Origin of the sequence: Flavobacterium sp. 102 (genome assembly GCF_003634615.1) — a bacterium.
In the GTDB taxonomy this organism is placed as follows: domain Bacteria; phylum Bacteroidota; class Bacteroidia; order Flavobacteriales; family Flavobacteriaceae; genus Flavobacterium.
On the sequence record NZ_RBKX01000001.1, the window covers coordinates 2,005,171 to 2,028,748 of the forward strand.

At 36.8% G+C, this 23,578-nt stretch carries 24 protein-coding genes; 8 read left to right on the top strand and 16 right to left on the bottom strand.

Translation table 11 applies throughout. The features are described from left to right. Positions 1-26: 26 nt before the first annotated feature. Positions 27-1,109, top strand: coding sequence for a PAS domain-containing sensor histidine kinase (locus C8C84_RS08630; protein ID WP_158592558.1), 1,083 nt, complete (start codon positions 27-29; stop codon positions 1,107-1,109). Between the two features lie 76 nt (positions 1,110-1,185). Here the strand turns inward: C8C84_RS08630 and C8C84_RS08635 are convergent, their stop codons facing one another. The 4 genes from C8C84_RS08635 to C8C84_RS08650 form a co-directional block, all read right to left on the bottom strand. Continuing rightward, positions 1,186-1,893: an SIMPL domain-containing protein gene (locus C8C84_RS08635; RefSeq protein ID WP_121313149.1), complete on the bottom strand. Its 708-nt coding sequence runs from the start codon at positions 1,891-1,893 to the stop codon at positions 1,186-1,188. A 128-nt stretch (positions 1,894-2,021) separates the two neighbouring features. Next, positions 2,022-2,954: a hypothetical protein gene (locus C8C84_RS08640; RefSeq protein ID WP_121313150.1), complete on the bottom strand. Its 933-nt coding sequence runs from the start codon at positions 2,952-2,954 to the stop codon at positions 2,022-2,024. Positions 2,955-2,956: 2 nt separating this feature from the next. Continuing rightward, complete coding sequence (locus tag C8C84_RS08645; RefSeq protein WP_199717122.1) at positions 2,957-3,457, bottom strand: RNA polymerase sigma factor; 501 nt, start codon at positions 3,455-3,457, stop codon at positions 2,957-2,959. Positions 3,458-3,588: 131 nt separating this feature from the next. Next, a complete protein-coding gene (locus C8C84_RS08650) occupies positions 3,589-4,419 on the bottom strand; it encodes a hypothetical protein (protein ID WP_121313152.1) in 831 nt (276 codons plus the stop codon). A gap of 147 nt (positions 4,420-4,566) precedes the next feature. Between C8C84_RS08650 and C8C84_RS08655 the strand changes: the two genes are divergently transcribed. Next, positions 4,567-5,442 (top strand): PPK2 family polyphosphate kinase, encoded by an 876-nt coding sequence (locus C8C84_RS08655; RefSeq protein WP_121313153.1) that lies wholly within the window; start codon positions 4,567-4,569, stop codon positions 5,440-5,442. 51 nt (positions 5,443-5,493) lie between these two features. On the opposite strand, the gene C8C84_RS08660 is transcribed toward C8C84_RS08655, so the two are convergent. The 3 genes from C8C84_RS08660 to C8C84_RS08670 form a co-directional block, all read right to left on the bottom strand. Beyond that, entirely contained in the window at positions 5,494-6,363 is an 870-nt protein-coding gene (locus C8C84_RS08660; RefSeq protein WP_121312278.1) for an IS3 family transposase, read from the bottom strand. Continuing rightward, the gene (locus C8C84_RS08665; RefSeq protein WP_121312279.1) at positions 6,318-6,836 is read right to left on the bottom strand and encodes a helix-turn-helix domain-containing protein; all 519 of its coding nucleotides are present in this window, start codon (positions 6,834-6,836) and stop codon (positions 6,318-6,320) included. Before C8C84_RS08665 ends, C8C84_RS08660 begins: the two co-directional genes overlap by 46 nt. 78 nt (positions 6,837-6,914) lie before the next feature. Continuing rightward, positions 6,915-7,463 carry a hypothetical protein gene (locus C8C84_RS08670; RefSeq protein ID WP_121313154.1) on the bottom strand — a complete coding sequence of 183 codons (549 nt, stop codon included), beginning with the start codon at positions 7,461-7,463 and terminating at the stop codon, positions 6,915-6,917. Positions 7,464-7,679: 216 nt separating this feature from the next. Here C8C84_RS08670 and C8C84_RS08675 point away from each other — a divergent pair, with 216 nt between their 5' ends. Then, positions 7,680-9,053 (top strand): MATE family efflux transporter, encoded by a 1,374-nt coding sequence (locus tag C8C84_RS08675; RefSeq protein ID WP_121313155.1) that lies wholly within the window; start codon positions 7,680-7,682, stop codon positions 9,051-9,053. A 55-nt stretch (positions 9,054-9,108) separates the two neighbouring features. Next, the gene (locus tag C8C84_RS08680) at positions 9,109-9,336 is read left to right on the top strand and encodes a hypothetical protein (RefSeq protein WP_121313156.1); all 228 of its coding nucleotides are present in this window, start codon (positions 9,109-9,111) and stop codon (positions 9,334-9,336) included. 54 nt (positions 9,337-9,390) lie between these two features. On the opposite strand, the gene meaB is transcribed toward C8C84_RS08680, so the two are convergent. Beyond that, entirely contained in the window at positions 9,391-10,476 is a 1,086-nt protein-coding gene (gene meaB / locus C8C84_RS08685; protein ID WP_121313157.1) for a methylmalonyl Co-A mutase-associated GTPase MeaB, read from the bottom strand. A 141-nt stretch (positions 10,477-10,617) separates the two neighbouring features. Between meaB and C8C84_RS08690 the strand changes: the two genes are divergently transcribed. From C8C84_RS08690 to C8C84_RS08705, 4 genes are all read left to right on the top strand, one after another. Beyond that, positions 10,618-11,529: an AEC family transporter gene (locus C8C84_RS08690; RefSeq protein WP_121313158.1), complete on the top strand. Its 912-nt coding sequence runs from the start codon at positions 10,618-10,620 to the stop codon at positions 11,527-11,529. Beyond that, positions 11,530-12,747 (top strand): MFS transporter, encoded by a 1,218-nt coding sequence (locus tag C8C84_RS08695; protein WP_121313159.1) that lies wholly within the window; start codon positions 11,530-11,532, stop codon positions 12,745-12,747. A gap of 74 nt (positions 12,748-12,821) precedes the next feature. Next, positions 12,822-14,225: an FAD-binding oxidoreductase gene (locus C8C84_RS08700; RefSeq protein ID WP_121313160.1), complete on the top strand. Its 1,404-nt coding sequence runs from the start codon at positions 12,822-12,824 to the stop codon at positions 14,223-14,225. 73 nt (positions 14,226-14,298) lie between these two features. Further along, entirely contained in the window at positions 14,299-14,775 is a 477-nt protein-coding gene (locus C8C84_RS08705; protein ID WP_121313161.1) for an outer membrane beta-barrel protein, read from the top strand. A 224-nt stretch (positions 14,776-14,999) separates the two neighbouring features. Here C8C84_RS08705 and C8C84_RS08715 read toward each other — a convergent pair whose 3' ends face one another. The 8 genes from C8C84_RS08715 to C8C84_RS08755 all read right to left on the bottom strand — a co-directional run bounded on the left by C8C84_RS08715 (position 15,000) and on the right by C8C84_RS08755 (position 23,470). After that, positions 15,000-15,584 carry a hypothetical protein gene (locus tag C8C84_RS08715; RefSeq protein WP_121313163.1) on the bottom strand — a complete coding sequence of 195 codons (585 nt, stop codon included), beginning with the start codon at positions 15,582-15,584 and terminating at the stop codon, positions 15,000-15,002. Between the two features lie 89 nt (positions 15,585-15,673). Next, positions 15,674-16,252 (bottom strand): hypothetical protein, encoded by a 579-nt coding sequence (locus C8C84_RS08720; protein WP_121313164.1) that lies wholly within the window; start codon positions 16,250-16,252, stop codon positions 15,674-15,676. A gap of 60 nt (positions 16,253-16,312) precedes the next feature. Next, positions 16,313-16,987 carry a hypothetical protein gene (locus C8C84_RS08725; protein WP_147406830.1) on the bottom strand — a complete coding sequence of 225 codons (675 nt, stop codon included), beginning with the start codon at positions 16,985-16,987 and terminating at the stop codon, positions 16,313-16,315. A gap of 380 nt (positions 16,988-17,367) precedes the next feature. Continuing rightward, positions 17,368-17,931, bottom strand: a complete 564-nt coding sequence (locus C8C84_RS08735) for an AraC family transcriptional regulator (protein WP_121313166.1) — start codon at positions 17,929-17,931, stop codon at positions 17,368-17,370. A gap of 219 nt (positions 17,932-18,150) precedes the next feature. Next, entirely contained in the window at positions 18,151-21,498 is a 3,348-nt protein-coding gene (gene secA / locus C8C84_RS08740) for a preprotein translocase subunit SecA (RefSeq protein WP_121313167.1), read from the bottom strand. A gap of 104 nt (positions 21,499-21,602) precedes the next feature. Further along, positions 21,603-21,824 (bottom strand): DUF2795 domain-containing protein, encoded by a 222-nt coding sequence (locus C8C84_RS08745; RefSeq protein ID WP_002986941.1) that lies wholly within the window; start codon positions 21,822-21,824, stop codon positions 21,603-21,605. 161 nt (positions 21,825-21,985) lie between these two features. Next, the gene (locus C8C84_RS08750) at positions 21,986-22,555 is read right to left on the bottom strand and encodes a cob(I)yrinic acid a,c-diamide adenosyltransferase (protein WP_121313168.1); all 570 of its coding nucleotides are present in this window, start codon (positions 22,553-22,555) and stop codon (positions 21,986-21,988) included. Between the two features lie 216 nt (positions 22,556-22,771). Further along, entirely contained in the window at positions 22,772-23,470 is a 699-nt protein-coding gene (locus tag C8C84_RS08755) for an ABC transporter ATP-binding protein (RefSeq protein ID WP_121313169.1), read from the bottom strand. Positions 23,471-23,578: the final 108 nt, after the last annotated feature.

The following is a 23,578-nucleotide window of genomic DNA, read 5'->3' on the forward strand; positions in this document are numbered from 1 at the left end:
TACTTTATTCTAATCAAATGTTTTTTATGAAGAAAGAGAAGAAGAGTGAGTTGCAAATTTCCAGATTTGAGCTTCATAAGGTAGCTGATTTTTTGCCTTATCCGTTTATTATAGCTGAAGTTATCGATGGTGTTCATCTGAATACCTTTTTGAATGAAAAATTTTTAGAGGAAATAGGATATACTTTGGGAGAAATTCCAACCATAGAAACATGGTATGAACATGCTTATCCGGATGATATTTACCGAGAAAAGGTCATAACTGCTTGGGATCAAGAAGAGGTTAATTCGAAACAAGAAGGAAAGGTTTTTGTAAAGATGAAATCACAAGTTACGTGTAAGAACAGCCTAAAAAAGTGGTATGAAATCAAAGCCTCAGTCGTAGATAAATTACATGTAGTGGCTTTTGTTGATATTGATAAAGAAATCGCTTTACAAGAAGAATTAAAAAGTATCAATAGCAATAATGACCGAATGTTATCGGTACTAGGGCATGATTTGAGAGCTCCATTACACAATTTGACCACAATCTCTTCAATGGCTTTGGAAGATAATATGTCTCAAGAAGATTTCGCGCCATTTATTGAGAAGATCAACAAACAGTCTACAGAAGTTTTAGATATGTTGGAAACCACTTTAAATTGGTCGAGATCTAATTTTAATACCATCAAGGTCAATAAAGTTGGTTTAGATATGAAGTCTATCATTCAATCCATTTTGAGCATTTATAAAAGTGATTGCAAAACAAAAAATATCACTGTAAATTTAGCACTAGATGCTGAAGGTAATTTGTTTTCCGATATGGAAATTGTGACCATTATTGCCAGAAGCATGATTACCAATGCGATTAAGTTTACACCAATAAATGGAGAGATTACTATTCATTTTAACGACAATGTTTTAACAGTTTCCGATAACGGAATCGGTATGTCGGATGAGATGATTAGTACTATTTTAAATAACAATTACAGGTCTACAAGAGGCACGAATAACGAAATAGGAATGGGAATGGGCATGCAATTGGCGCAGAATTTAGCGGATAAAATTGAAGCCAGGATTACTATTCAAAGTCAACTTCAAAAAGGAACAACCATCAGTTTGATTTTTTAATTTCATGATACAAACAAAACCCGTCAAATTCTAAGAACTTGGCGGGTTTTCACATTAACAAATTACCACAATTTAATTATTCCAAAGCGAAACGAACGCCTATTTCACTTGAGATTTTTATTTTTTCAAATTCAATATTTTCATTGTAATCCTGACTTTTTGTTTTATAGGCAACTTCTTGTAAAGCAGCATCACGAATTCTGATTTGATCTCCGCTACCTCTGTAAGCAATATTTTTAGTCTGATTGATAAATAAGGCTTTGCCTATGTTTTGTCCCAATGGTTTGGTAAAACTCAACGCATTGGCCTTAGCATTTTCCATCGCTTTACTATTGATAACTAGTTGGATTTTCTTTTCTTCACTATGTTCCAGCTTATCAATTGATATATTAGAAATCCCAACTTCTTCTAAACCAATAAAAACTTTTGCTGTTGTTTTAGCATCGTAAACTAGAACAGAATAAGATTTTGCTTTTTGAATATCAGTTTGTTTCAAGAAGTATTTTTTGTAATTACTCATCATGTCTTGCATAGTCACATTTTTTTCAGTGTCAATGCCTAATGATTTCAATTTGGTCAGCATTTCATTTTCTAAGTCTTCAACCGATTTTTTACCCTTAGTATCTTTTTCAGAAATCAAAACATCAATGTAAATTCGGTTAGGTGTGACCAAAGTATCGGCTTTGCCTTGTACTTCAAGATAAGGTTTGTCAATAAAATTCTTCTCTTGGCTGAAAGCAGTAATTGAAGTAAAAATGGCGATTAGTACAAAGATTTTTTTCATGTTGAGTATAGGTATTTATGATTACTATAATTAGTAAACGAATTATTTTTAAAAATAGTATATGATTAAAATAAAACCCGCATGAAAAAAATGGTGGGTTTTTACTTCTGACAGACCAAACTTCGAAATTATTTTTTGCTCTTTTCTATAATGTTTAAAAGGCTCCTATTTGTTTTTTTTTCAGCCGGTTTTCCGTTTTTAGTCGAGATAATTACGACGCCTTTTTTGCCTTTTTCACCATAAATGGAAGTCGCTTTTTCATCCTGCAGTATGGAAATAGAATCGATTTCTTGTTCGTTTAAAGGTGTATAAGGACTGGTTGGGTTGGGCCCAAATAATTGTTGTTCGGTATATTCAATACCATTGATAATATAGAGAGGATCGGGAAGTACGATGATGGATTCAATTTCATCCATTTCTACTTCTTTCACTGTTTGTTTATTGGTTACTTTGTCATCAAAAACCAGTAAAGGTTTTTCTTTTTTGGCATTCGAGACTTTATTTTCTTTGTTGATAAAGAGTTCTACATCTTGCGATTTTGCTTTTCTATCTTCTCGTTTTTCTGCAACGATATAACCTTGGTTCGTTTGAGGAAGAGGATTAAGATAGTCTTTGTTGAGCTCTTTGTCAGCTACAGGAGTTATATTTTTATCTTCTTCAATCTGAATGTTTTCTTGAACAGCTACCTGACTTGCGGTAACAATTTGTTTTTTCAAAATGACATCAGCGTCTTTTTTAATATCCGGATGAACCGTTTCAGTCGTAACAATAGCGTCATTATTTGGCGTACTTAGTTTTGGAATACTGTCTTTTTGGACAATAACCTCATTAGTCTTCATATTCGGCTGGTCATTTTTCAAAAATTGGTAACCCAATGTAGCAACCAGTAGAACTGACGCAGCCACCGCAATTTTCTTCCAAAGGTTATTGGCTTTTGTCAATTCTTTTTTGTCGAGTTTTTCTTCAACTCTGTTCCAGACTTTCTCCATAGAAGCAAAATCGGGCGATTCAGCGTTGTCGGCTGCCTTTTTAAATTGATTAAAAATATCTTGATTTTCCATGATTACTTTGCTTTTTGATAATAAAGATTATTGACTAAATCTTTTAACTTGGTCTTCGCAACATTCAACTGTGATTTCGATGTGCCTTCGGAAATATGAAGCATAGCCGCTATTTCTTTGTGACCGTAGCCTTCAATAACAAAAAGGTTAAAGATGGTTTTACAACCTTCCGGAATCAAATTGAGTAAGTTGAGCAAATCTTCTTCTTCTAAAGGCGTTTCTTGTGGACTTTGAGGCTGAATGCTAAACGATGTTTCCTCTAAATACAAATTGAAATTTACATTGCGTTTCAATTGTAACAAACATTGGTTTACGGTTATTTTTCGAGCCCAAGCTTCAAAAGCGCCTACTTCTTTCAACTGATCCAATTTGGTGAAAATCGTGTAAAAAGCATCGGCCAATACTTCTTCAATTTCTTCTTCCTTTTTTAAATAGCGTTTGCACGTTCGGTATAGCTTGGGTGACAAGTATTCATATACTTGCCGCTGCGCTTCACGTTGCATTTTTTTACAGGCTGATATTTGCGTTTCGGTGATCACTATGGATGTCTTTATAAGTAAAGAGGACTATTTGTTTAAAAAGGTTGGGATGAGGTGAAAAAAAAGTTGGCAGTGTTCAGTATTCAGTATTCAGTTTATTTTGTTTTATCGAGAACTAATTTATAAATATTTGATTCCAAAATTTCCGAATCAGTGTCTTCACAGAGTAAAAATTCGATTTCTTTTTCGGATTGTTTGTATAAAGTCAGGCCTTCAAATTTATTCGTATTCGAAATTTCTTGGGTGAATTCTACTTTTAAAGTTTTGGCATCCATACGTCCGATGATGCTTCCTAAAACTTCACCGTCGAGATAGGTTGAAGCGGTATCTTCGGCGGAAGCCAGGAAATAGATTTTATCTTCTACTAAAATGGCATCGGTGAATGTAGCTGTTATGTTTTTGATTGTAGGCAAATCGATTGAAACATATTCGAATTGTTGATTTTGTGGAGTGTCTTTGCTGAAAATTACGGCATTTTTTCCTTTAAGACCATTACCACGTTGGAAGAAATAGATCTGGTTATTGTCCATGATTAAACCTTCAATATTCAATTCATCGTCTGAGATAGCGAATTCTTGTTTGATTTTTTGGTAAATGACACCAATGTTGTTTTTTTGAATTTTACCGGTTGGAATCGCATAATTGAAAATCATATTTCGGTTTTCCGTCGAGCCGGAACCCAAAAGCACTAAGTCGGTTCCTTTTAAAGCGATGGCTTCAAAATCGGGTTTGTCTTTTTTGACGATGTTATCTTGAGCATTTTCTACCAGAGCTATTTTGTTGAGGTTTTCTGTTGGAATACTGTATTCATAAAGAAAAGTACTGTTGTCTGAAATAATGTAAAGTTTGTCCTCGTGGTAAACTAATCCTGATGCAGAACCAATTCCGATGATTTTAAATAGTAGCGAAAGTTGAAATTTTTCCATAAGTTAGCAATTGTTTTAGCCCCGATGGAAGCGGCATCCTTTTATTGCTTTAAATAAAAAGCCCTTCGACTGCGCTCAGGGTGACAAAGCAATAAAAGATATAACGGACAGCGGGAATCAGCTCCTACAAATATAAACATTGACACTATGAAAAACATCAATCCTGAAGATTTTAGAGTAAAAGGCAAAATCGATTTGTCAAAATTACCGACCAGACTTGACATTGATACTGATAAGGATGAGGAAGCCTTGGCTTTGGATAAGGTCCAAGTGAAGTTGAGCAAGCGACAAGATGCGATGTATGCGCACAATCGGCATGCGTTTTTGATTTGTTTGCAAGGCATGGATACGAGTGGGAAAGACAGTTTAATTCGCGAAGTTTTTAAGGAATTCAATCCGCGAGGTGTCGTGATTCACAGTTTTAAAACACCGAATTCAACTGAGTTGGAGCACGATTATTTGTGGCGTCATTATTTGGCTTTGCCCGAAAAAGGGAAGTTTGCTGTGTTCAATCGAACGCATTATGAAAATGTTTTGGTGACACGAGTGCATCCGGAATATATTTTATTCGAAAATTTACCCGGAATTGAAAAAGTGGAAGACATTACACCACAGTTTTGGGAAAACCGTATGGAACAAATCAATGATTTTGAAAAGCACTTAGCGCAAAACGGGACAACAATTTTAAAGTTTTATTTCCACATGAGCAAAGAGGAGCAAAGAGAACGTTTACTCAAGCGCTTGGAAAATGCAGAAGACAATTGGAAATTTTCGACCGGTGATTTGAAAGAACGCGAGCGTTGGGATGATTATATGAAATATTACGAAGAAGCGATTAATAACACCAACAAAGACCATGCGCCGTGGTATGTAATTCCGGCTGATGACAAAGGCGTGGCGCGTTATATAGTGGCGCAAACGATTTGGGAAGCTTTAGAAAAACTGACGGATATTACGGAACCCGAATTGGATCCAAAAGTAAAAGCCAATATTGAGGTTTACCGCAATCAATTAAAAGCATAAAAAAAGGCGCTGAATTTCTGGACTTAACCCCAAAAGTTGGACGGTTAAAAATTAATTAAGATTTTTTGAATGAGCTCGGTATTGTATCGGGCTCATTCCATTTAAGTTAAGCCTTATTCTATCGTTGTTATAGTATTTTATATACTCTATAATATCTTTATTTAATTCTGCTATAGAATCATACTTTTTAAGATAAAACAGTTCAGATTTTAGCGTTCCAAAGAAGTTCTCTATAATTGCATTATCTAGGCAGTTTCCTTTTCTGGACATACTAGCACTTATGTTTTTTCGTTTAAGCATAAATTGATATGCTTTCATTTGGTATTGCCAACCTTGATCTGAGTGCAATATCAATGTTTTATCACTTTTATTACGCTTACATTTTTTTAGCATATCTATAACCTGTTTGATATTTGGGCTCTCCGAAGTTGTATAACTAATAATCTCTCCATTAAACAAATCAATAACCGGCGATAGATAAAGTTTCTTTTCTTTAACCCGGAACTCGGTTATGTCAGTAGCCCACTTTTCATTAGGCTGTGCTGCTTTGAAGTTTCTCTGAAGTAAGTTTGGCGCTATTTTACCTAGTTCCCCTTTATAAGAGACATACTTTTTGCCTCTAATCAGGCTCTTTAGGCCTTGCTCCTTCATAAGTTTGTAAACCGTTTTGTGATTGATTACATATCCTCTTTTCTTAACTTCTAACAATATTCTTCTATATCCGAAGCGACCTTTGTGCTGATGATATATAAGTTTAATTTCCTCTTTAGCAGATTTATACTTATCTTCTTTACCTAGCTCTTTTCGATGGTAATAGAAAGTACTTCTGGCCATCCCAGCATGTTTGAGTAGCGTGGCTAATCCATGCTGTTGCCTTAGTTCTTGGATGATTTGCGTTTTTCTTCTTTCTCTTTTTCTGATTGAACTAAGGCATGAAGCTTTTTTAGATAGGCATTCTCTGCCTTTAAATCGGCTAACTCTTCCAGTAGTTCTTCCTCTCGGGTTAAGGCTTTTTTAGATTTTTTAGGCATAGCTTTATGTTTTCCTCTTCTTTCTAATGCTAAACCTGCTGAACCCTCACTATCATAAATCGCTATCCATTTCATCAAAGAACCAATACTAGGAATTTTAAAAAGGATACAGGTTTCAGATAAAGATAAGTATTTATTTCTCATCTCATTAATAGCCTTTAGTTTAAACTCAGCAGAATAGCTGTTTTTTATTGGTTTAAGTCCTTCAATACCATACTTGTGGTAAAAAGAAACCCAACGCCTAACCATACCATGTTGCAAGGAAAACTCAATCGCTATTGACTTACAACCAGATTTTCCATTAATAACTTTCTCAACGATTGACTTCTTGAAGTCAATGTCATACTTGATTTTTCTACTCATAAAAATGCCCCCAATAAGTGTCTAACTTTTTGGGGGCAGTCTATTTCAGCACCTTTTTTGTTTAACAGAATGTTTAGTTTACAGTTCGAAACCATAAGCCAAACGAACACCTAATTGACCAATACCTTTACCAACAGTTCCGTTGTCATTCATTTTTGGGAAATCTGTGTAATGTTCGTAACGCAAACTAATATCCACATATTTTGTAGCATATCCGATACTTGGAGCCACTAAGAATGAAGTTTTGTCATAATCATTGGTCACAGCAATAGCTGCTCCAACTTCACCCATGATGTAGAATTGGTCATTCCAAATAAACGCTTTAAAACCTGCTTTTACCGGGATAAATCCTAAATCGTTGTCGTCTCCGCTAACAAAAAGGTTAGAAAAACCGGTTGTAAGCGTTAAAGAGTTTCTTTTTGATAAATCATATTGTAATCTGGCATCTACTCCAAGCGCCAATTCATAAGGGTCTTGAAAAACATAGCCACCGCTGATTCCGATACCTAATTTAAATTTTTGATCATAGTTTTCTGTAGGCGTAGTTTCTTGGGCGATAGTTTTAGTAGCTGAACCTAAAGTTATTGCTAAAACCAAAAGCATTTTAATCGTAGTTGAAATTTTCATAAATAGTATAATTTTTATTTTTTGTCTTGTTTTAAAACCATAGTCGGTATTAATTTGACGGTGCAAAAGTATTGGGATTACCAACCGACTTTGTTACACATTTATTATTGTTTGTTATATAATTCTTTATGCTCATACAGGATTATCTGTATTAATTAAAAGTTTGTTGCTTTATTTCAGTTAACCTAAGTACTTTTGCAGTCAAATTTTTGCAAAGTGAATTTAGCACAATACACCAAAGAGTTCCGATACAATCTCCAACTGGCTTATCCCGTAATTTTGGGTATGATTGGTCATACCTTAGTGGGTATCGTTGATAATATTATGGTTGGGAAAATTGGCCCGACCGAATTGGCAGCTGTTTCTCTAGGGAACAGTTTTGTTTTTATTGCGATGTCACTTGGCATTGGTTTTTCAACCGCCATTACGCCATTGGTTGCCGAAGCGCATGGAAAAGCAAATCGAGAAGAAGGCCGATTGGCTTTTCACCATGGTTTGTATTTGTGTACAATTTTAGGATTGTTTCTTTTTGGCGTTATCTTTTTTTCGAAACCGCTGTTGTCTTATATGGGACAACCTGAAGCCGTGGTTCAATTGGCGAAACCTTATTTGGATATCGTTGGGTTTTCATTGGTTCCGTTGATTATCTTTCAGGCTTATAAGCAGTTTGCCGACGGAATGAGTCAAACCAAGTATTCGATGTGGGCAACCATCATAGGTAACGTGGTTAATATAATTATCAATTATTTATTGATCTACGGTATTTGGTTTTTTCCAAAGTTAGGAATCATTGGTGCGGCTATTGGTACGATTGCTTCCCGAATTATCATGTTGCTTTTTATGCACTATATCATGAAAAGCAAAGCCAAGTTTCACTATTATTTTGAGGGTTTTACATTGAAGGAAATCAAAAGAGAAATCAATATTAAAATCATCAGAATAGGATTTCCTTCTTCGATGCAGATGTTTTTTGAAGTCGCTTTGTTCACCGGAGCCATTTGGTTGTGCGGAATGATTGGAACAACCAGTCAAGCTGCGAATCAAATCGCGTTGAGTTTGGCTTCATTAACCTTTATGTTTGCTATGGGATTGAGTGTTACCGGAATGATTAGAGTCGGAAACCAAAAAGGCAAACAAGATTACGTGATGTTGCGTAGCGTCGGATTGTCGATTTTTCTTTTGACCGTTTTGTTGGAAATTGTTTTTGCCTTACTTTTTATATTGTTGCACAACGTTTTGCCCTATATTTTTGTCAATATGGATGAGGCAACCACTTTGTTAGAAAATCAAGAAGTAATTACAATTTCAGCGCAATTGCTTATAGTAGCGGCATTTTTCCAAATATCAGACGGAATCCAAGTCGTAGTTCTTGGCGCGTTACGCGGTTTGCAAGACGTAAAGATTCCGATGTATATTACTTTTGTAGCTTACTGGATTATTGGTTTTCCGGTTTCAATCTATTTAGGATTGTATACAGATATGAAAGCCGTAGGGGTTTGGTTAGGATTATTAGCCGGATTAACAGCCGCCGCCATATTTTTGTATATTCGCTTTAATTTTTTAACCAAGAAGTTATTGAAACAAAACTAGCTCCGCTCAGTTCGCCTAAGGCTCGTGTCATAACTCATAATTTATAACTCAAAAAATGGAATTACCAAAATTCGTACTCGCAGATAACTCCAATTACCCGGATGATATTTTTGTCATTCACCTTGATTTTCCACGATTTATCATCAATCTAAAAGACGATGAAGTAGAATTTATGGAAGATTTAGAAGGAGAAGATGAAACTGAGCTAGAAGCAGAAATGGAGCATTTAATTACACTCGCCGGAGAGTTTTACGACAAAGAAATGGAAGCTTACGAGGAGTAGTTGTCAGTGCTCAGTGTTCAGTGCTCAGTAAAAAACTGCGACTGTGACTGCAACTTATTTAAAATACTTCTCCAACAAATTCATAGCTGCTGCAAATGGTGACAATTCATCGTTTTGCACGGCTTTTTTGTTTTGTTCCAATAAAGCAATGATTTCAGGATGATGGTAGAAGTTGTTTTTCAACTGCTCGTTGATGGTTTCCATCATCCAATATTGGTTTTGGTCTTTGCGTTTTTCTTCAAAATAATGATTGCTTTTGACCAATTCTAAATAGTTGGAAATCGTTTGCCAAACATCATCAATACCGGTTTTTTCATAAGCACTGCATGTCGAGACTGTTGGAATCCAACCCGAACTTTTCGCCGGAAATAAATGCAAAGCACGGTTGAATTCGGTTTTCGCTAATTTGGCTTTAGCGACATTATCACCATCGGCTTTGTTGATGACTATCGCATCCGCCATTTCCATGATTCCGCGTTTGATGCCTTGTAATTCATCGCCGGCGCCGGAAATTTTCAACAGCAAAAAGAAATCGACCATACTGTGAACAGCCGTTTCGCTTTGACCTACGCCAACGGTTTCAATGACAATCGTATCAAATCCCGCCGCTTCGCAAAGGATAATCGTTTCACGCGTTTTCCGAGCCACACCGCCAAGGGTTTCACCCGAAGCACTCGGTCGAATGTAAGCATTTTTGTCTTTGACCAATTCTTCCATACGGGTTTTGTCGCCCAAAATACTGCCATGCGAAATCGTACTACTTGGATCAACTGCCAAGACAGCGACTTTTTTCCCTAAAGAGGTTAAGTGTTTACCAAAGGCTTCTATAAACGTACTTTTTCCAACACCGGGAACACCCGTAATTCCTATTCTAACGGATTGATTAGCATGCGGCAAACAAGCCTTAATGATGTCGTTGGCTTTCGCCAAATGAGTAACATTCGTACTTTCCACCAAAGTAATTGCACGACTCAACGCAGCAATATCGCCTGCCAAAATGCCGTTGACCAATGCTGTAGAACTGGGTTGAATTTTGCGACTGCGAATCACTTTATTCAAAGAAGATTGGCTGAAACTCTCAGGTTGTGAGATTCCGTCTTTCTCGTGTAACGCACTTTTTTTATGGGATTGGTCTTTCAAAGGAAAATCGTTTGTGTAAATTTAGTGAAATAATATTTGCGCAAAAATGGAAAGACACCATTTTTTAAGAAACCTTTAGTGTTCAATTTTCGGCTGTTTGTTTTTTTTGCCGTTCCTTTGCAAAATAATTTTACACTTCGAATGGATAACATTCTACTAGTTTTTCTTTGTTTGATTATGGGATTGGGCATGCAAAGAATCGCAGCTTTCCCTAAAAACGGACACTTAGCCCTAAACCAATTCGTAATCTATATCGCTTTGCCGGCTTTGGCATTGTATTATATTCCAAAAGTTCGCATTTCAACAGATTTGCTTTATCCTTTAGGCGTTGCTTGGATTGGTTTTTTATTGTCATTCGTTTTTTTCTATTTTATCGGAAAAAAAATGGGTTGGCCTAATCGATTGATAGGCTGTTTGATTATTACCGCAGGTTTAGGCAATACTTCTTTTGTTGGTTTTCCTATCATTCAAGCACTTTACGGAGACGAAGGTTTAAAAACCGCGATTATTGTTGACCAAACCGGTTCGTTTGTCGTGATGACCACACTCGGAATCATCACTGCCGGAATTTTTGCCAAAGGCGATCCTAACCGAAGTGAAATCGTCAAGAAGATATTGCTTTTTCCTCCGTTTATAGCCTTTGTTTTGGCTTGTGTAATGAACTTGCTCCAACTTGATTTTATCGACCAATTCCAAACGGTGTTTCTAAAACTCGGTGCGACAGTTACTCCGGTGGCTTTGATTGCCGTTGGTTTGCAATTAAAAATTGAAAGAGATAGTCAGCACTGGAAATTCTTAAGATTAGGATTATTATTCAAATTAATCATCACACCGGCAGTTTTCGTTTTGTTATACAAAGTTATTTTGGGCGGAGATGGATTAGTGGTTGATGTTTCCATCATGGAATCGGCGATGGCGCCAATGATTACGGGAGCGATTTTGGCTTCTAATTACGGATTAAAACCCAAATTAAGCAGTATGATGGTTGGCATCGGAATTCCGTTGTCGTTTATATCTTTGGCTTTTTGGTATTTTATTTTAACCACTTTTTAAATGGACACGATTGTAAATGTTTCGTCGAAAAATAAAGATTTAGCCCAAAAAACGGTTTACTCGATTCTTTTTTCTATCAGTTTTGCGCATTTGCTCAACGATTTAATCCAAGCGATTATTCCGTCGGTTTATCCTATTCTAAAGCAGAATTATAATTTGTCCTTTTCACAAATCGGTTTGATTACGTTCGCGTTCCAGTTGACCGCTTCTATATTTCAGCCTTTCGTGGGTTATTATACCGACAAACATCCTAAACCTTTTTCACAGATTTATGGCATGTTGTTTTCCTTGGCGGGAATCATTTCGATTTCGTTTGCCGATAATTTCTATTGGATATTACTGTCGGTAATGCTAATCGGAACCGGTTCGTCTATTTTTCATCCGGAATCAGCGCGAATTTCTAATTTGGCTTCTGGCGGAAGACGTGGTTTGGCCCAGTCTATTTTTCAAGTTGGCGGTAATTTCGGAACGGCACTTGGTCCTTTGTTAGTAGCTTTAATCGTTGTGCCCAATTCTCAAGTCTACATTCTTTGGTTTATCATTGCGGCGACAATCGGTTTGGGAATTCTAAGTAAGATTGCTTTTTGGTACCGTGACCATTTGATCAATCGCCAACCTAAAAAAGTCGTGTTTGCTGATTTTCAACGTTTGTCCAAAAGCAAAGTGAAATGGGCGATAGCAATCTTGTTAATTGTTATTTTTTCCAAATTTTTCTACTCCGCGAGTTTGTCAACCTATTATACTTTTTATGTGATAGACAAATTCAATCTTTCCATCAAAGAAGCACAGTTTCACATGTTTATTTATTTGTTCGCTTATGCGGCCGGAACTATTATGGGCGGACCTTTAGGTGATAAAATCGGACGCAAATATGTGATTTGGTTGTCAGTTTTTGGTGCGGCGCCTTTTGCTTTATTATTGCCTTATGTCAATTTGTTTTGGACCGATGTTTTAATGATTATCATCGGAATCATCATTTCTTCCGCTTTCCCGGCAATACTGGTTTATGCCCAAGAATTATTGCCTAGAAAACTCGGCATGGTCTCAGGATTGTTCTATGGTTTTGCTTTTGGAATGGGCGCTTTGGGTTCGGCTTTACTAGGCACTTTAGCCGATTATACTTCGATTCAATATGTGTATCACGTTTGTTCTTTTCTACCGCTAATTGGAATTATCTGTTATTATCTTCCCAATTTGAAAAACAAAAATGCCCAATAAATTCTCTGTGAATCTCAGTACTTCTTTGTGTATCTCTGTGAAATAAATTATATTTACTTCTCAATTTTTACACCATGTCACTTCATCCCGAAATAATTCAAAAACTAACTGCCATAGTTGGCGACACTAATATTTTTACCGACCAAGAAACCCGAAATCATTACGGTCACGACGAAACTGAAGATTATGTTTTTCCGCCAAGTGTTGTGGTAAAACCTGCAAATGCTCAAGAAATTTCAGCCATTTTAAAATTGGCCAACGATTATAAAATTCCAACAACACCTATTGGTGCCCGAACCGGTTTGAGTGGCGGTGCATTGAGCATTTATCAAGGTATCGGTTTGTCAATGGAACGCTTGGATAAAATCATTGAAATTGATGAGCAAAATCTGCAAGTAACCGTTGAACCGGCTGTGATTACCCAAATATTACGCGAAATGGTTTCTGAAAAAGGGTTGTTATATCCTGTGGATCCGAGCAGCATGGGCAGTTGTTGGATTGGCGGTAACATCGCCGAAAATTCTGGCGGCGCAAGAGCGGTCAAATATGGTGTAACCAAAGATTATGTGCTGAATTTAGAAGTGGTTTTGCCTAATGGAGAAATCATTTGGACAGGTGCCAATACTTTAAAAAATTCTACCGGATATAATTTGACCCAATTGATGGTGGGAAGCGAAGGAACTTTAGGTGTAATCACCAAAGCCGTTTTAAAACTTTTACCTAAAAACAATCACAACGTCTTAATGTTGGTTCCGTTTTTCAAAGCCGATGAAGCTTGTGAAGCCGTTTCCGCCATTTTCCGCGCCGGAATTGTACCGAGTGCTTTGGAGTTCATGGAACGCGATGCGATAGATTGGACTTTGCAATTTGTGGAAGGCATCAGCATACCAATCAAACCGGAACATCAAGCGCATTTGTTAATTGAAGTCGATGGGAATTATCCCGAGGTTTTGATGCAGGAAGCGGAGAAGATTTTGGCTGTAGTAGAACAATTTGAAATCGATGAGGTTTTGTTTGCCGATACGGAAGACGAGAAAAATGCCTTGTGGAAAATGCGTCGTTCTGTAGCGGAAGCCGTGAAATCGAATTCGGTTTACAAAGAGGAAGACACCGTTGTCCCAAGATATATGTTACCTGAATTATTGTCAGGAATTAAGAGGATAGGCGTAAAGTATGGTTTTAAATCGGTTTGTTATGGTCATGCCGGCGATGGAAATTTGCACGTCAACATCATTAAAGGCGATATGATCGATGACAATTGGCAAACACAAGTGCCACTTGGCATCAGAGAAATATTTGAATTGACGGTTTCGCTCAAAGGAACCTTATCCGGTGAACACGGCATCGGTTATGTACAAAAAAACTTTATGGACATTGCTTTCACGCGAACCCATTTAGAATTGATGGAAAGTATCAAGCGTGTGTTTGACCCTAATAATATATTGAATCCGGGGAAGATTTTTCCTGATGAGTTATAAAAATAAGGCATTTGCCGTATTTCAATTGGTATAGTGGCTAAGTAGTTTTGCTTCATAACATTAAAAACATATTATGATGAAAAAATTACTTTTTACAGCAGTCTTATTGGCCGGAACTTTTTTTGCGCAAGCTCAGGAAGTAAAATACGGAGTGAAAGCAGGTGTTGATTTTGCGACCGTTAAAGTTAAATTTATGGGAACTTCTGCCTCGGCATCCGAAACCGGTTTTTTCCTTGGAGGATTTGCTAATATTGGATTGTCTGAAAAATTTTCAGTTCAACCTGAATTACTTTATGTGGCGATTTCAGATTCTAACTTCTTTAGTCTTCCGCTATTGGCAAAATATGCTGTTGCTGAAAAAATAGGTTTGTTAGCGGGTCCTAGTTTGAATTATTTTAGTGATTTTGAAGAAGACAAGTTGAAGTTGAATATCGATTTTGGGGCAACCTATGATATTACGGAAGAAATTGATGTAAATGCCAAATACTCTTTAGGGATGGGTGATGTAAGTGTAAGTGGCGTATTTATTGGTGCCGGATACAAGTTTTAATATTTAGTTTAGTTATAATAAAAAAGCCATCAAGTAGTAATATTTGATGGCTTTTGTTATTCTTAATCTCTTTTAGGAGTTTGTTTTTTTACTCTTTTCTCCTCTTTTTTTTCTTTTGCGGTCTTCAGAGGTTCTTTTTTAGCCGCTTTCTGAACGTCTTTTCCTTTTGCCATGGTTATACTTTTTAGGTTGGTATCAAATGTTATAAGTAAAGGTAAAACTATTTATTTAATGCCCAAAGCCCTTTTTACATTTTCATCAAAAAGAGACGAGAAAGAAACTAATTGCTCCTGATTGTCAAAGTTGAAGAACTTCCATTCACCATCAGTAGTTTCATCAAACACCGCTATAAAAGTTGTTATTTTCTTCACATTAAAACTGTTTCTGGTCGGTTCAAATGTGACGTCTTTGGTATGGTTCACTTCTTGTAACCAATTTTTCTTTTCAGTGGCTTGTTCGGAAGTCAATTGGGCTTCAAAAAAGTAACGCTTTGGAATACGGATGGTTATTACGCTGAACGATTTACCGTTAAGTTGTTTTATTGGTCCAAGTTGAAGTGGAACAGTAGGTAACTGGTACCGCAATCGGTATTCTTCATTTTCGTAATGAAGCTCTGTTTTTTCAAGCATGACTTCTTTCCCGATTTGGTTCACCATTGGCAGGTATGACAAATTAACAATGGTTTCAAAATCCATTAAATAATTAGCTTCATAGAGATTTTGTGCTGCCGTTTTTAACTTTTCAGTGCTTTGCGAAAAGCCATTGAAAGCGAAAAGCAGCAATAAACAGGAAAGATATTTAGATTTCATAATTGCGAATCATTTTTTCAAATATAAAAAATCCCCAACAGTTTGAACTATTGAGGATTAAATTATTTAATGGATTAATTTCATTAGCATTACATGCCCAATGCGGTAACCACTTTATTACTGAATAGTTTGTTTACCAGTACATTTTCTTTATCCTTATTGATAAATTTCCATTGGTTTTTTGTGGCAGCATCGGAAATTCCAATCATGGTGGCTTTTTTCTTTATATAGAAAGAATTGGTTTCTTGATTAAAAGTTACTTTTTCACACTCCATTGCAGCTTTCATCAGGTCGGTCATCATTTCAATTTCTTCGACTTCAATTTTTTCTGTGAGGGTTAATTCCATCTCCAGATTATGATCAATTAAGCAAAAGTTTTGGTCGCCAATTTTTTTTATTTCTCCGTATTCAAAATTAGGCGCCACATTGAGTAGCTTAATTTTCATTTGTTCATTCCCATTGAAAGTTTCAATTAGTATTTCTTTCATTTGTTCTTTAGAAACGATTTCGAAAACCTTCGGATAAGTAGAATCCAAGATGGCATCATAGTCTAAAGTCGCGGTGGCCAAATAGATTTTTTGTGCGCCTTCTTTTAAAGAAGCCAAATCTTGAGCCAATGTTATTTGGGCAAATAATAAGGCAACAATTACGGTTAGTTTTAATTTCATGGTGTATGTTTTTTCAAATATATAAAAATCCCCAAGAGTATGAACTATTGAGGATTGTGTTTAAGATATCTCTTTTGCATTTGTTTTATCATACATCAAATAATCATTATACATGGCCTCGCTTTTGGTTCTCCAAATGGAAAGTCCTAAAGTAGTATAACGCTTCAACTTAGTATAAATTTCATTGCCTAACAGTATGCGATCATTATTGCAGTTTTTTCTATTGGCTTGTGCTACTTTTTGATTGAGCAATACGTCAAAATACTCATTGTTTAAGGCGGTAATAGTATTGAGCTGATCCAAAGTTAGTCCGTGAACAGACAGTTCGGACATGTGTAATAATCCTCTTTCAACAACTAGTTTGGCGGTCAAATGCAAGTCGGCTTCTTTTTGCAATGCTAATTTATGAGTGCCAAAAGCTTTATATATGGCGCTTCCTTTTTTGAACTTTAATGCTACTATAGTCATCACCTTTTTTATGGCTTCTATAACTGCATCGGCTTTAGCTTTTTTTGCCAACGTAATTTCAGTTTGTATCGCTTTGACCTCAATATCAGTTTCCCAGTCCGAAAAGGTTTCAATCTGTTGCTCAAGCATTTCAAATTCACTTTCGGTTATACCGTATTGTGCAAAATGAACAGCATCTCTTCTCATAAAGCGCAACTTTTCTTTACTCTTTGTCACCAGTTCGGCATCAGTCAGATGATAAGTTCTTATTATGCGTTTGTTTTTCATACCACATTGGTTTTCATAGTTTAATACGAATAAAGTAAAGGTATAAATATAAAAATACATAGGCAAAATACTATAATTTAATTGCGATATTTCAAAAAAAAGAGGCTTAATTGTATTTTACCGAAGCAACAGTTTAAAAAATAACTGCTACACATTAAAAAATAACTGCGACACATTAAAAAAGCACTGCGACACATTAAAAAATCACTGCGACACATTAAAAAAGCACTGCGACACATTAAAATACTTTTTATTAATATGTCGCAGTGATTCATTATTATATCGCAGTATTATATGAATGAAAATGAATTTGCATTATCAAAAAAAATCCCCAACCGTTTGAACCGTTGAGGATTGTTTTAAAACCAAAAGAATGTCTTTTATAATTCTTCGAGCTGAATGCGTTTTTTGTATTGTTTCATTTTTTTAAAATACGTTGGTGTAAGTCCCGTTACTTTTTTAAACTGGTTTGACAAATGGGAAACACTACTATAGTCCATTAAGAAACTTATTTCAGTAAGCGATAATTCATCATATAAAAGCAATTCTTTGACACGCTCTATCTTATTTAAAATGATGTAATTAACAATAGTAGTTCCGGTAACTTCTGAAAAAAGATTGGCAAGATGCGTATAATTGTAGTCTAGTTCTTGGCTCAAATATTCTGAAAAATTGACTTTCGGATGTTCTTCAGCGTAATGGACTAATTCTACAATAACATTTTTGGTTCTTTCGATGAGCAATGATTTTTTGTCATCGATTAATTCCAAACCTTTTTTTAACAATGCTTTGCGAAGCGCTTCTCTATCCTCTGCATGAATGTCTTTTTTGAGAGTTACTTCGCCTAAATCAATCGCGGTGTGCTTTAATTTTAATTTATCTAATTCTTCTTTCACGGCCAATTTGCAACGAAGCGAAACCATGTATTTAATGTGTATTTTCAATGTAAATGTAGTATTGGGTTATAAATAAGGAAGAACTGATTCTTGTAAAGGTACTCTATTTAAGCGCGCAAAGGTAATTTATTTGGCCAGAGTATATTTGTATAATTCTACATCATATTTGTTTATTTCACAGTATTTCAGAAAAACAAAAAATCCCCAACAGTTTTAAACCGTTGAGGATTTGTTTATTAGAAAGTTCAACTGAACACTAAATATTATTTAGTCATTCACCAAAACCCATTCGCCGGTGGCCAACATGCCTTCGGCTTTTTTGTACTTGGTAGTTTCTGTTTTGCCACTCATCACGTGTTTAATGGTCACAGTATCGTTACGGTTGATTTTCGGAGTTTCTCTCACGATGGTTTCCGTTACTTGTGGTCGTTGTTGTGCAGCTTGACTGGCTTCACGATTCGCGCTTTCGCTGCTTTCGATTTCGTCTTTGCTTTCAGTATAATTTTGTTTTTCACGTACTTGTCGCGCTTCCTGAATGTTTTGATTTTGCTGAGGTAAATCGCCTTTGAACAAGAACGAAATCACTTCTTTATTTACACCATCAAGCATGGCACTAAACAATTTGAATGCTTCCAATTTGTAAATCAGTAACGGATCTTTTTGTTCGTGAACCGCTAATTGTACGGATTGTTTCAATTCGTCCATTTTGCGTAAATGCTTTTTCCAAGCTTCATCCACAATGGCTAGAGTGATATTTTTTTCGAAATCGGCGACCAATTGAACTCCGTTAGAATCAAAAGCTTTTTTCAAATCGGTTACCACATTCAGTGTTTTAATTCCGTCTGAAAATGGTACAATAATACGCTCAAATTTGTTGCCTTCTTTTTGGTAAACATCAGCAATGATTGGGAAAGCTTCACGAGCACTTCTTTCGGTTTTCTCGGTGTAATAGGCTAAAGCGGCTTTATATACTTTACCCGTAATTTCCACTTCAGATAATTTATCAAATTCGTTAGCAGAAATTGGCGATGTAATCGAGAAGTAACGAATCAATTCAAATTCGAAGTTTTTGAAATCATTTCTGCCTTTGTTTTCGCCTACGATTAATTCGCAAGTATCATACATCATATTGGCGATATCCAGTTTCAAACGCTCTCCGTGCAAAGCATGACGACGACGTTTGTAAACCACTTCACGTTGTGCATTCATCACATCATCATATTCTAACAAACGCTTACGAGTACCAAAGTTATTTTCTTCTACTTTTTTCTGAGCGCGTTCAATCGATTTGGTCATCATGGAATGTTGGATGACTTCACCTTCTTTCAATCCCATTCTGTCCATGATTTTCGCTACTCTGTCGGAACCGAATAAACGCATCAAATTATCTTCCAAAGACACATAAAACTGTGAACTTCCCGGATCTCCTTGACGACCGGCACGACCACGCAACTGACGGTCAACACGACGTGAATCGTGGCGTTCCGTACCAATGATGGCCAAACCTCCGGCCGCTTTTACTTCCGGTGTCAACTTGATATCCGTTCCACGTCCGGCCATGTTCGTTGCAATAGTTACAACGCCCGGTTTTCCGGCTTCTTCCACAATTTGTGCTTCTTGTTTGTGTAATTTCGCGTTCAATACGTTGTGAGGAACGTTTCTTATTTTCAACATTCGGCTCAATAATTCCGAAATTTCTACCGATGTGGTACCAATCAAAACCGGTCTTCCCGATTGAGATAACTGGGTTACATCTTCGATAACGGCATTGAATTTTTCACGAACCGAACGGTAAATCAAATCTTCTTTATCCTGACGTGCCATTCCTCTGTTGGTTGGAATTTCGACTACGTCTAATTTGTAAATCTGCCATAACTCACCGGCTTCGGTAACGGCTGTTCCCGTCATACCGGCTAATTTGCTGTACATACGGAAATAATTCTGTAAAGTAATCGTTGCAAAGGTTTGCGTAGCGGCTTCAATCGTTACATTTTCTTTGGCTTCAATGGCTTGGTGCAATCCGTCAGAATAACGACGACCATCCATGATACGACCGGTTTGCTCATCAACAATAAGGATTTTATTGTCCATGATCACGTATTCGGTGTCTTTTTCGAACAAAGTATACGCTTTCAATAATTGTGTCAGCGTGTGAATTCTTTCTGATTTTACGCCAAAATCTTGGAATAATTTTTCTTTCGCTTCTGCTTCTTGGTCTTTTTCCAAGTTTTGTTTTTCGATGTTGGCAATTTCAGTTCCAATATCCGGTAAAACGAAGAAATCATCAGAAGTATCTTTGGATAAGAATTTAATTCCGTTATCGGTCAATTCAACCTGATTGTTTTTCTCTTCGATTACAAAATACATCGCTTCGTCTACTTCCGGCATTCTGCGGTTGTTGTCTTGCATGTATTCGTTTTCAGTTTTTTGCAAAAGGGCTTTCATACCTTCTTCACTCAAAAACTTGATTAAGGCTTTGTTTTTTGGTAACGAACGATACGCTCTCAACAATTGGAAACCACCTTCTTTAGTGTTGCCTTCTTTGATTAAACGTTTGGCTTCAGTCAAAAATCCGTTAGCCAATTGACGTTGTAAGCTATAAAGATTTTCGATTTTTGGTTTCAATTCGTTGAATTCATGACGGTCACCATCAGGAACCGGACCGGAGATAATCAATGGTGTACGAGCATCATCAATCAATACCGAATCGACCTCGTCGACAATCGCGTAGTTGTGTTTTCTTTGTACCAAATCTTCCGGCGAATGGGCCATGTTATCACGCAAATAATCGAAACCAAATTCGTTATTGGTTCCATAAGTAATATCGGCTTCATAGGCTTTTCTTCTGGCATCTGAGTTTGGCGAGTGATTGTCAATACAATCTACAGTCAATCCGTGGAATTCAAATAATGGAGCTTTCCAAGTACTGTCACGTTTCGCCAAATAGTCATTCACGGTTACCAAGTGAACACCGTTTCCGGTCAAAGCGTTTAAGTAAAGTGGTAATGTGGCTACTAATGTTTTTCCTTCACCCGTTTGCATCTCGGCGATTTTCCCTTCGTGCAATACGATACCACCAATCAACTGAACGTCATAGTGCACCATATCCCAAGTAATTTGTTTTCCGGCCGCATTCCAAGAGTTAGCCCAAACGGCTTGGTCGCCGTCTAAAGTGATATAAGATTTTGCAGCAGAAAGCTCTCTGTCTTTTGGTGTAGCCGAAACGGTAATAGTAGTGTTTTCTTTGAAACGTCTTGCAGTTTCTTTGATCACGGCAAAAGCATCGGGAAGGATTTCGCTCAATACTTTTTCTGAGATTTCGTAAGCTTCTTTTTCCAAAGCGTCAATAGCAATGTAGATATCTTCTCTTTGGTCAATGTCTACGGTGTTTTCTGCTAGTGTTTTTTTGGCTTCAATCTCGGCGTCTTGCTTGGCACGCGCTTGTTTTATTTTACTTTTAAACTCGGCTGTTTTGGCTCTCAACTCATCGTGAGACAAAGCGGCTAAAACAGGTTCTAAAGCTTTGATTTTATTGATGTAAGGTTGCGTTGCTTTGACGTCTTTTTGCGATTTGTCGCCTACAAAAGCCTTAATAATGCTATTAATGAAACTCATAATGGGTTTGTATTTTTATGTTTTAGTTTTCCTGATGAAGGAGTGCAAATTTAAACAAAAAAAAAGCCCTCAATGGACTTTTTTCTGTTGTGATTGTATATTTTTTAATATTCATCCTCGTTCCAAAGGTAATCTTCGTCTGTTGGATAATCCGGCCAAATCTCTTCCATAGATTCGTAAATTTCACCTTCGTCTTCTATAGATTGTAAATTCTCTACTACTTCTAGTGGAGCTCCTGTTCGTATAGCATAGTCGATAAGTTCATCTTTGGTAGCTGGCCAAGGCGCATCGCTTAAATAGGATGCCAATTCTAATGTCCAATACATCTTCTGTCGATTTTAGTTTATGCAAAAATAAATTTTATACTGAAAAAGTCAAGTTTTTTTTGATTTATTTTTTAGTAAGTTTAAGAACGTCTTTTCAGACGGTAGATTAAAGAACGCAGAATGCAGATTTTGTCTGCTTTCTGTCTTCTGTTTTCTGCCTTCTATTTCCTCGGAATCCATTTTACTTCATCCGCTTGAAGGTCAAAGGACAACTTCCGTGCCAAGACAAAAAGGTAGTCAGAAAGTCGGTTCAAGTACTTGATAACTTGTTCGTCTGTAGGTTCTAATTCATGTAAATGCACAGCCAAGCGTTCGGCTCTACGGCAGACACAGCGGGCAATGTGACAATATGACACGGTAGTATGACCACCAGGCAAGACAAAGTGTGTCATTTGTGGTAAAGCGGTATCCATACTGTCGATTTCATTTTCTAAAAGCGCAATGTCTTCTTCGGAAATGCGGTTGATGTTTAGTCGAGGTTGTCCGTTTTTCAAAACTTCTTTTTCAGGAGGTGTGGCTAAAATGGCGCCGACGGTGAAAAGTCGGTCTTGAACTTCAATCAGAACATTTTTATACAATTGATTGATGTCTTGGTCGCGAATTAAGCCAATATGTGAGTTGAGTTCGTCAACGGTGCCGTAACTTTCGATACGGATATGGTGTTTTGGGACTCGGGTTCCGCCAAAAAGAGCAGTGGTTCCGGTGTCGCCGGTTTTGGTATAGACTTTCATCTCATTAGATTTTATTTGTTATTGGTATTCGATGTAACTCGCCATTAAGGCTTGTTTCATTTTTATGAGGTGCTAAGGCGCTAAGGTACTAAGTTTTTGTATTGTTAACAAGAATACAAAAGGATTACTAACTAGCCCTGATGGGAATGGCATCTTGCAAAATGGACAGCAGGAATATGGATTGCCGATAAAGCCCTAAACTTTCGCTCCTGACTTTTACAAATGATCAACATTTAGTGTGTCACTTTCAATAATGCCATCTCGCAAACGGATGATTCTATGAGCATATTTAGCAATGTCTTCTTCGTGGGTTACCAGAATAACGGTGTTGCCGTTTTTGTGGATGTCGTTGAATAGATTCATAATTTCGACTGAGGTTTTACTGTCGAGATTTCCTGTTGGTTCATCGGCCAAAATGATGGAAGGTTTGTTGACCAAAGCTCTGGCAATGGCAACACGCTGGCGTTGTCCACCTGAAAGTTGGTTGGGTTGGTGGTCCATTCTGTCCGATAGATTTACTTGTGTCAGCACTTCGGTAGCTCGTATGTTTCTTTCAGATTTAGAAAAACCGGCGTAAATCATAGGTAAGGCTACATTGTCTAATGCCGTAGTTCTTGGTAAAAGATTGAAGGTTTGGAATACGAATCCGATTTCTTTGTTACGGATTTCTGCCAAATCATCGTCGTGCATTTGGCTAACATCTTTTCCGTTTAAGATATAAGTTCCTGAAGTTGGGGTGTCTAAACAGCCTAAAAGGTTCATCAATGTAGATTTTCCGGAGCCTGATGGTCCCATTAGCGCTACATATTCGCCTTTGTTGATTTGTAAATCGATGCCTTTTAAAACGTAGATGGTTTCGCTTCCTAATTGGAAATCACGTTTGAGGTTCTTTATGTTGATTAAAGGATTTGCCATTGCTTGCTGAAAATTGAATTTGTCAAATAAGTAGTAAATATAAAGATAATGTTACAAACAGCCGCACAATTTTGAATCAAGGAATTATACAACTATTGTAGATAATTG

Excerpts from the sequence above, each read along its gene's own strand:
- C8C84_RS08690 (WP_121313158.1), top strand. The coding sequence starts at position 10,618 with ATGGATAACATTCTACTAGTTTTTCTTTGTTTGATTATGGGATTGGGC.
- C8C84_RS08750 (WP_121313168.1), bottom strand. The coding sequence starts at position 22,555 with ATGAAAGTCTATACCAAAACCGGCGACACCGGAACCACTGCTCTTTTT.
- C8C84_RS08715 (WP_121313163.1), bottom strand. The coding sequence starts at position 15,584 with ATGAAATCTAAATATCTTTCCTGTTTATTGCTGCTTTTCGCTTTCAAT.
- secA (WP_121313167.1), bottom strand. The coding sequence starts at position 21,498 with ATGAGTTTCATTAATAGCATTATTAAGGCTTTTGTAGGCGACAAATCG.
- C8C84_RS08650 (WP_121313152.1), bottom strand. The coding sequence starts at position 4,419 with ATGGAAAAATTTCAACTTTCGCTACTATTTAAAATCATCGGAATTGGT.
- C8C84_RS08635 (WP_121313149.1), bottom strand. The coding sequence starts at position 1,893 with ATGAAAAAAATCTTTGTACTAATCGCCATTTTTACTTCAATTACTGCT.
- C8C84_RS08640 (WP_121313150.1), bottom strand. The coding sequence starts at position 2,954 with ATGGAAAATCAAGATATTTTTAATCAATTTAAAAAGGCAGCCGACAAC.
- C8C84_RS08670 (WP_121313154.1), bottom strand. The coding sequence starts at position 7,463 with ATGAAAATTTCAACTACGATTAAAATGCTTTTGGTTTTAGCAATAACT.
- C8C84_RS08630 (WP_158592558.1), top strand. The coding sequence starts at position 27 with ATGAAGAAAGAGAAGAAGAGTGAGTTGCAAATTTCCAGATTTGAGCTT.
- C8C84_RS08755 (WP_121313169.1), bottom strand. The coding sequence starts at position 23,470 with ATGGCAAATCCTTTAATCAACATAAAGAACCTCAAACGTGATTTCCAA.
- C8C84_RS08725 (WP_147406830.1), bottom strand. The coding sequence starts at position 16,987 with ATGAAAAACAAACGCATAATAAGAACTTATCATCTGACTGATGCCGAA.
- C8C84_RS08665 (WP_121312279.1), bottom strand. The coding sequence starts at position 6,836 with ATGAGTAGAAAAATCAAGTATGACATTGACTTCAAGAAGTCAATCGTT.
- C8C84_RS08680 (WP_121313156.1), top strand. The coding sequence starts at position 9,109 with ATGGAATTACCAAAATTCGTACTCGCAGATAACTCCAATTACCCGGAT.
- C8C84_RS08705 (WP_121313161.1), top strand. The coding sequence starts at position 14,299 with ATGATGAAAAAATTACTTTTTACAGCAGTCTTATTGGCCGGAACTTTT.
- C8C84_RS08695 (WP_121313159.1), top strand. The coding sequence starts at position 11,530 with ATGGACACGATTGTAAATGTTTCGTCGAAAAATAAAGATTTAGCCCAA.
- C8C84_RS08645 (WP_199717122.1), bottom strand. The coding sequence starts at position 3,457 with ATGCAACGTGAAGCGCAGCGGCAAGTATATGAATACTTGTCACCCAAG.
- C8C84_RS08700 (WP_121313160.1), top strand. The coding sequence starts at position 12,822 with ATGTCACTTCATCCCGAAATAATTCAAAAACTAACTGCCATAGTTGGC.
- C8C84_RS08745 (WP_002986941.1), bottom strand. The coding sequence starts at position 21,824 with ATGTATTGGACATTAGAATTGGCATCCTATTTAAGCGATGCGCCTTGG.
- C8C84_RS08655 (WP_121313153.1), top strand. The coding sequence starts at position 4,567 with ATGAAAAACATCAATCCTGAAGATTTTAGAGTAAAAGGCAAAATCGAT.
- C8C84_RS08720 (WP_121313164.1), bottom strand. The coding sequence starts at position 16,252 with ATGAAATTAAAACTAACCGTAATTGTTGCCTTATTATTTGCCCAAATA.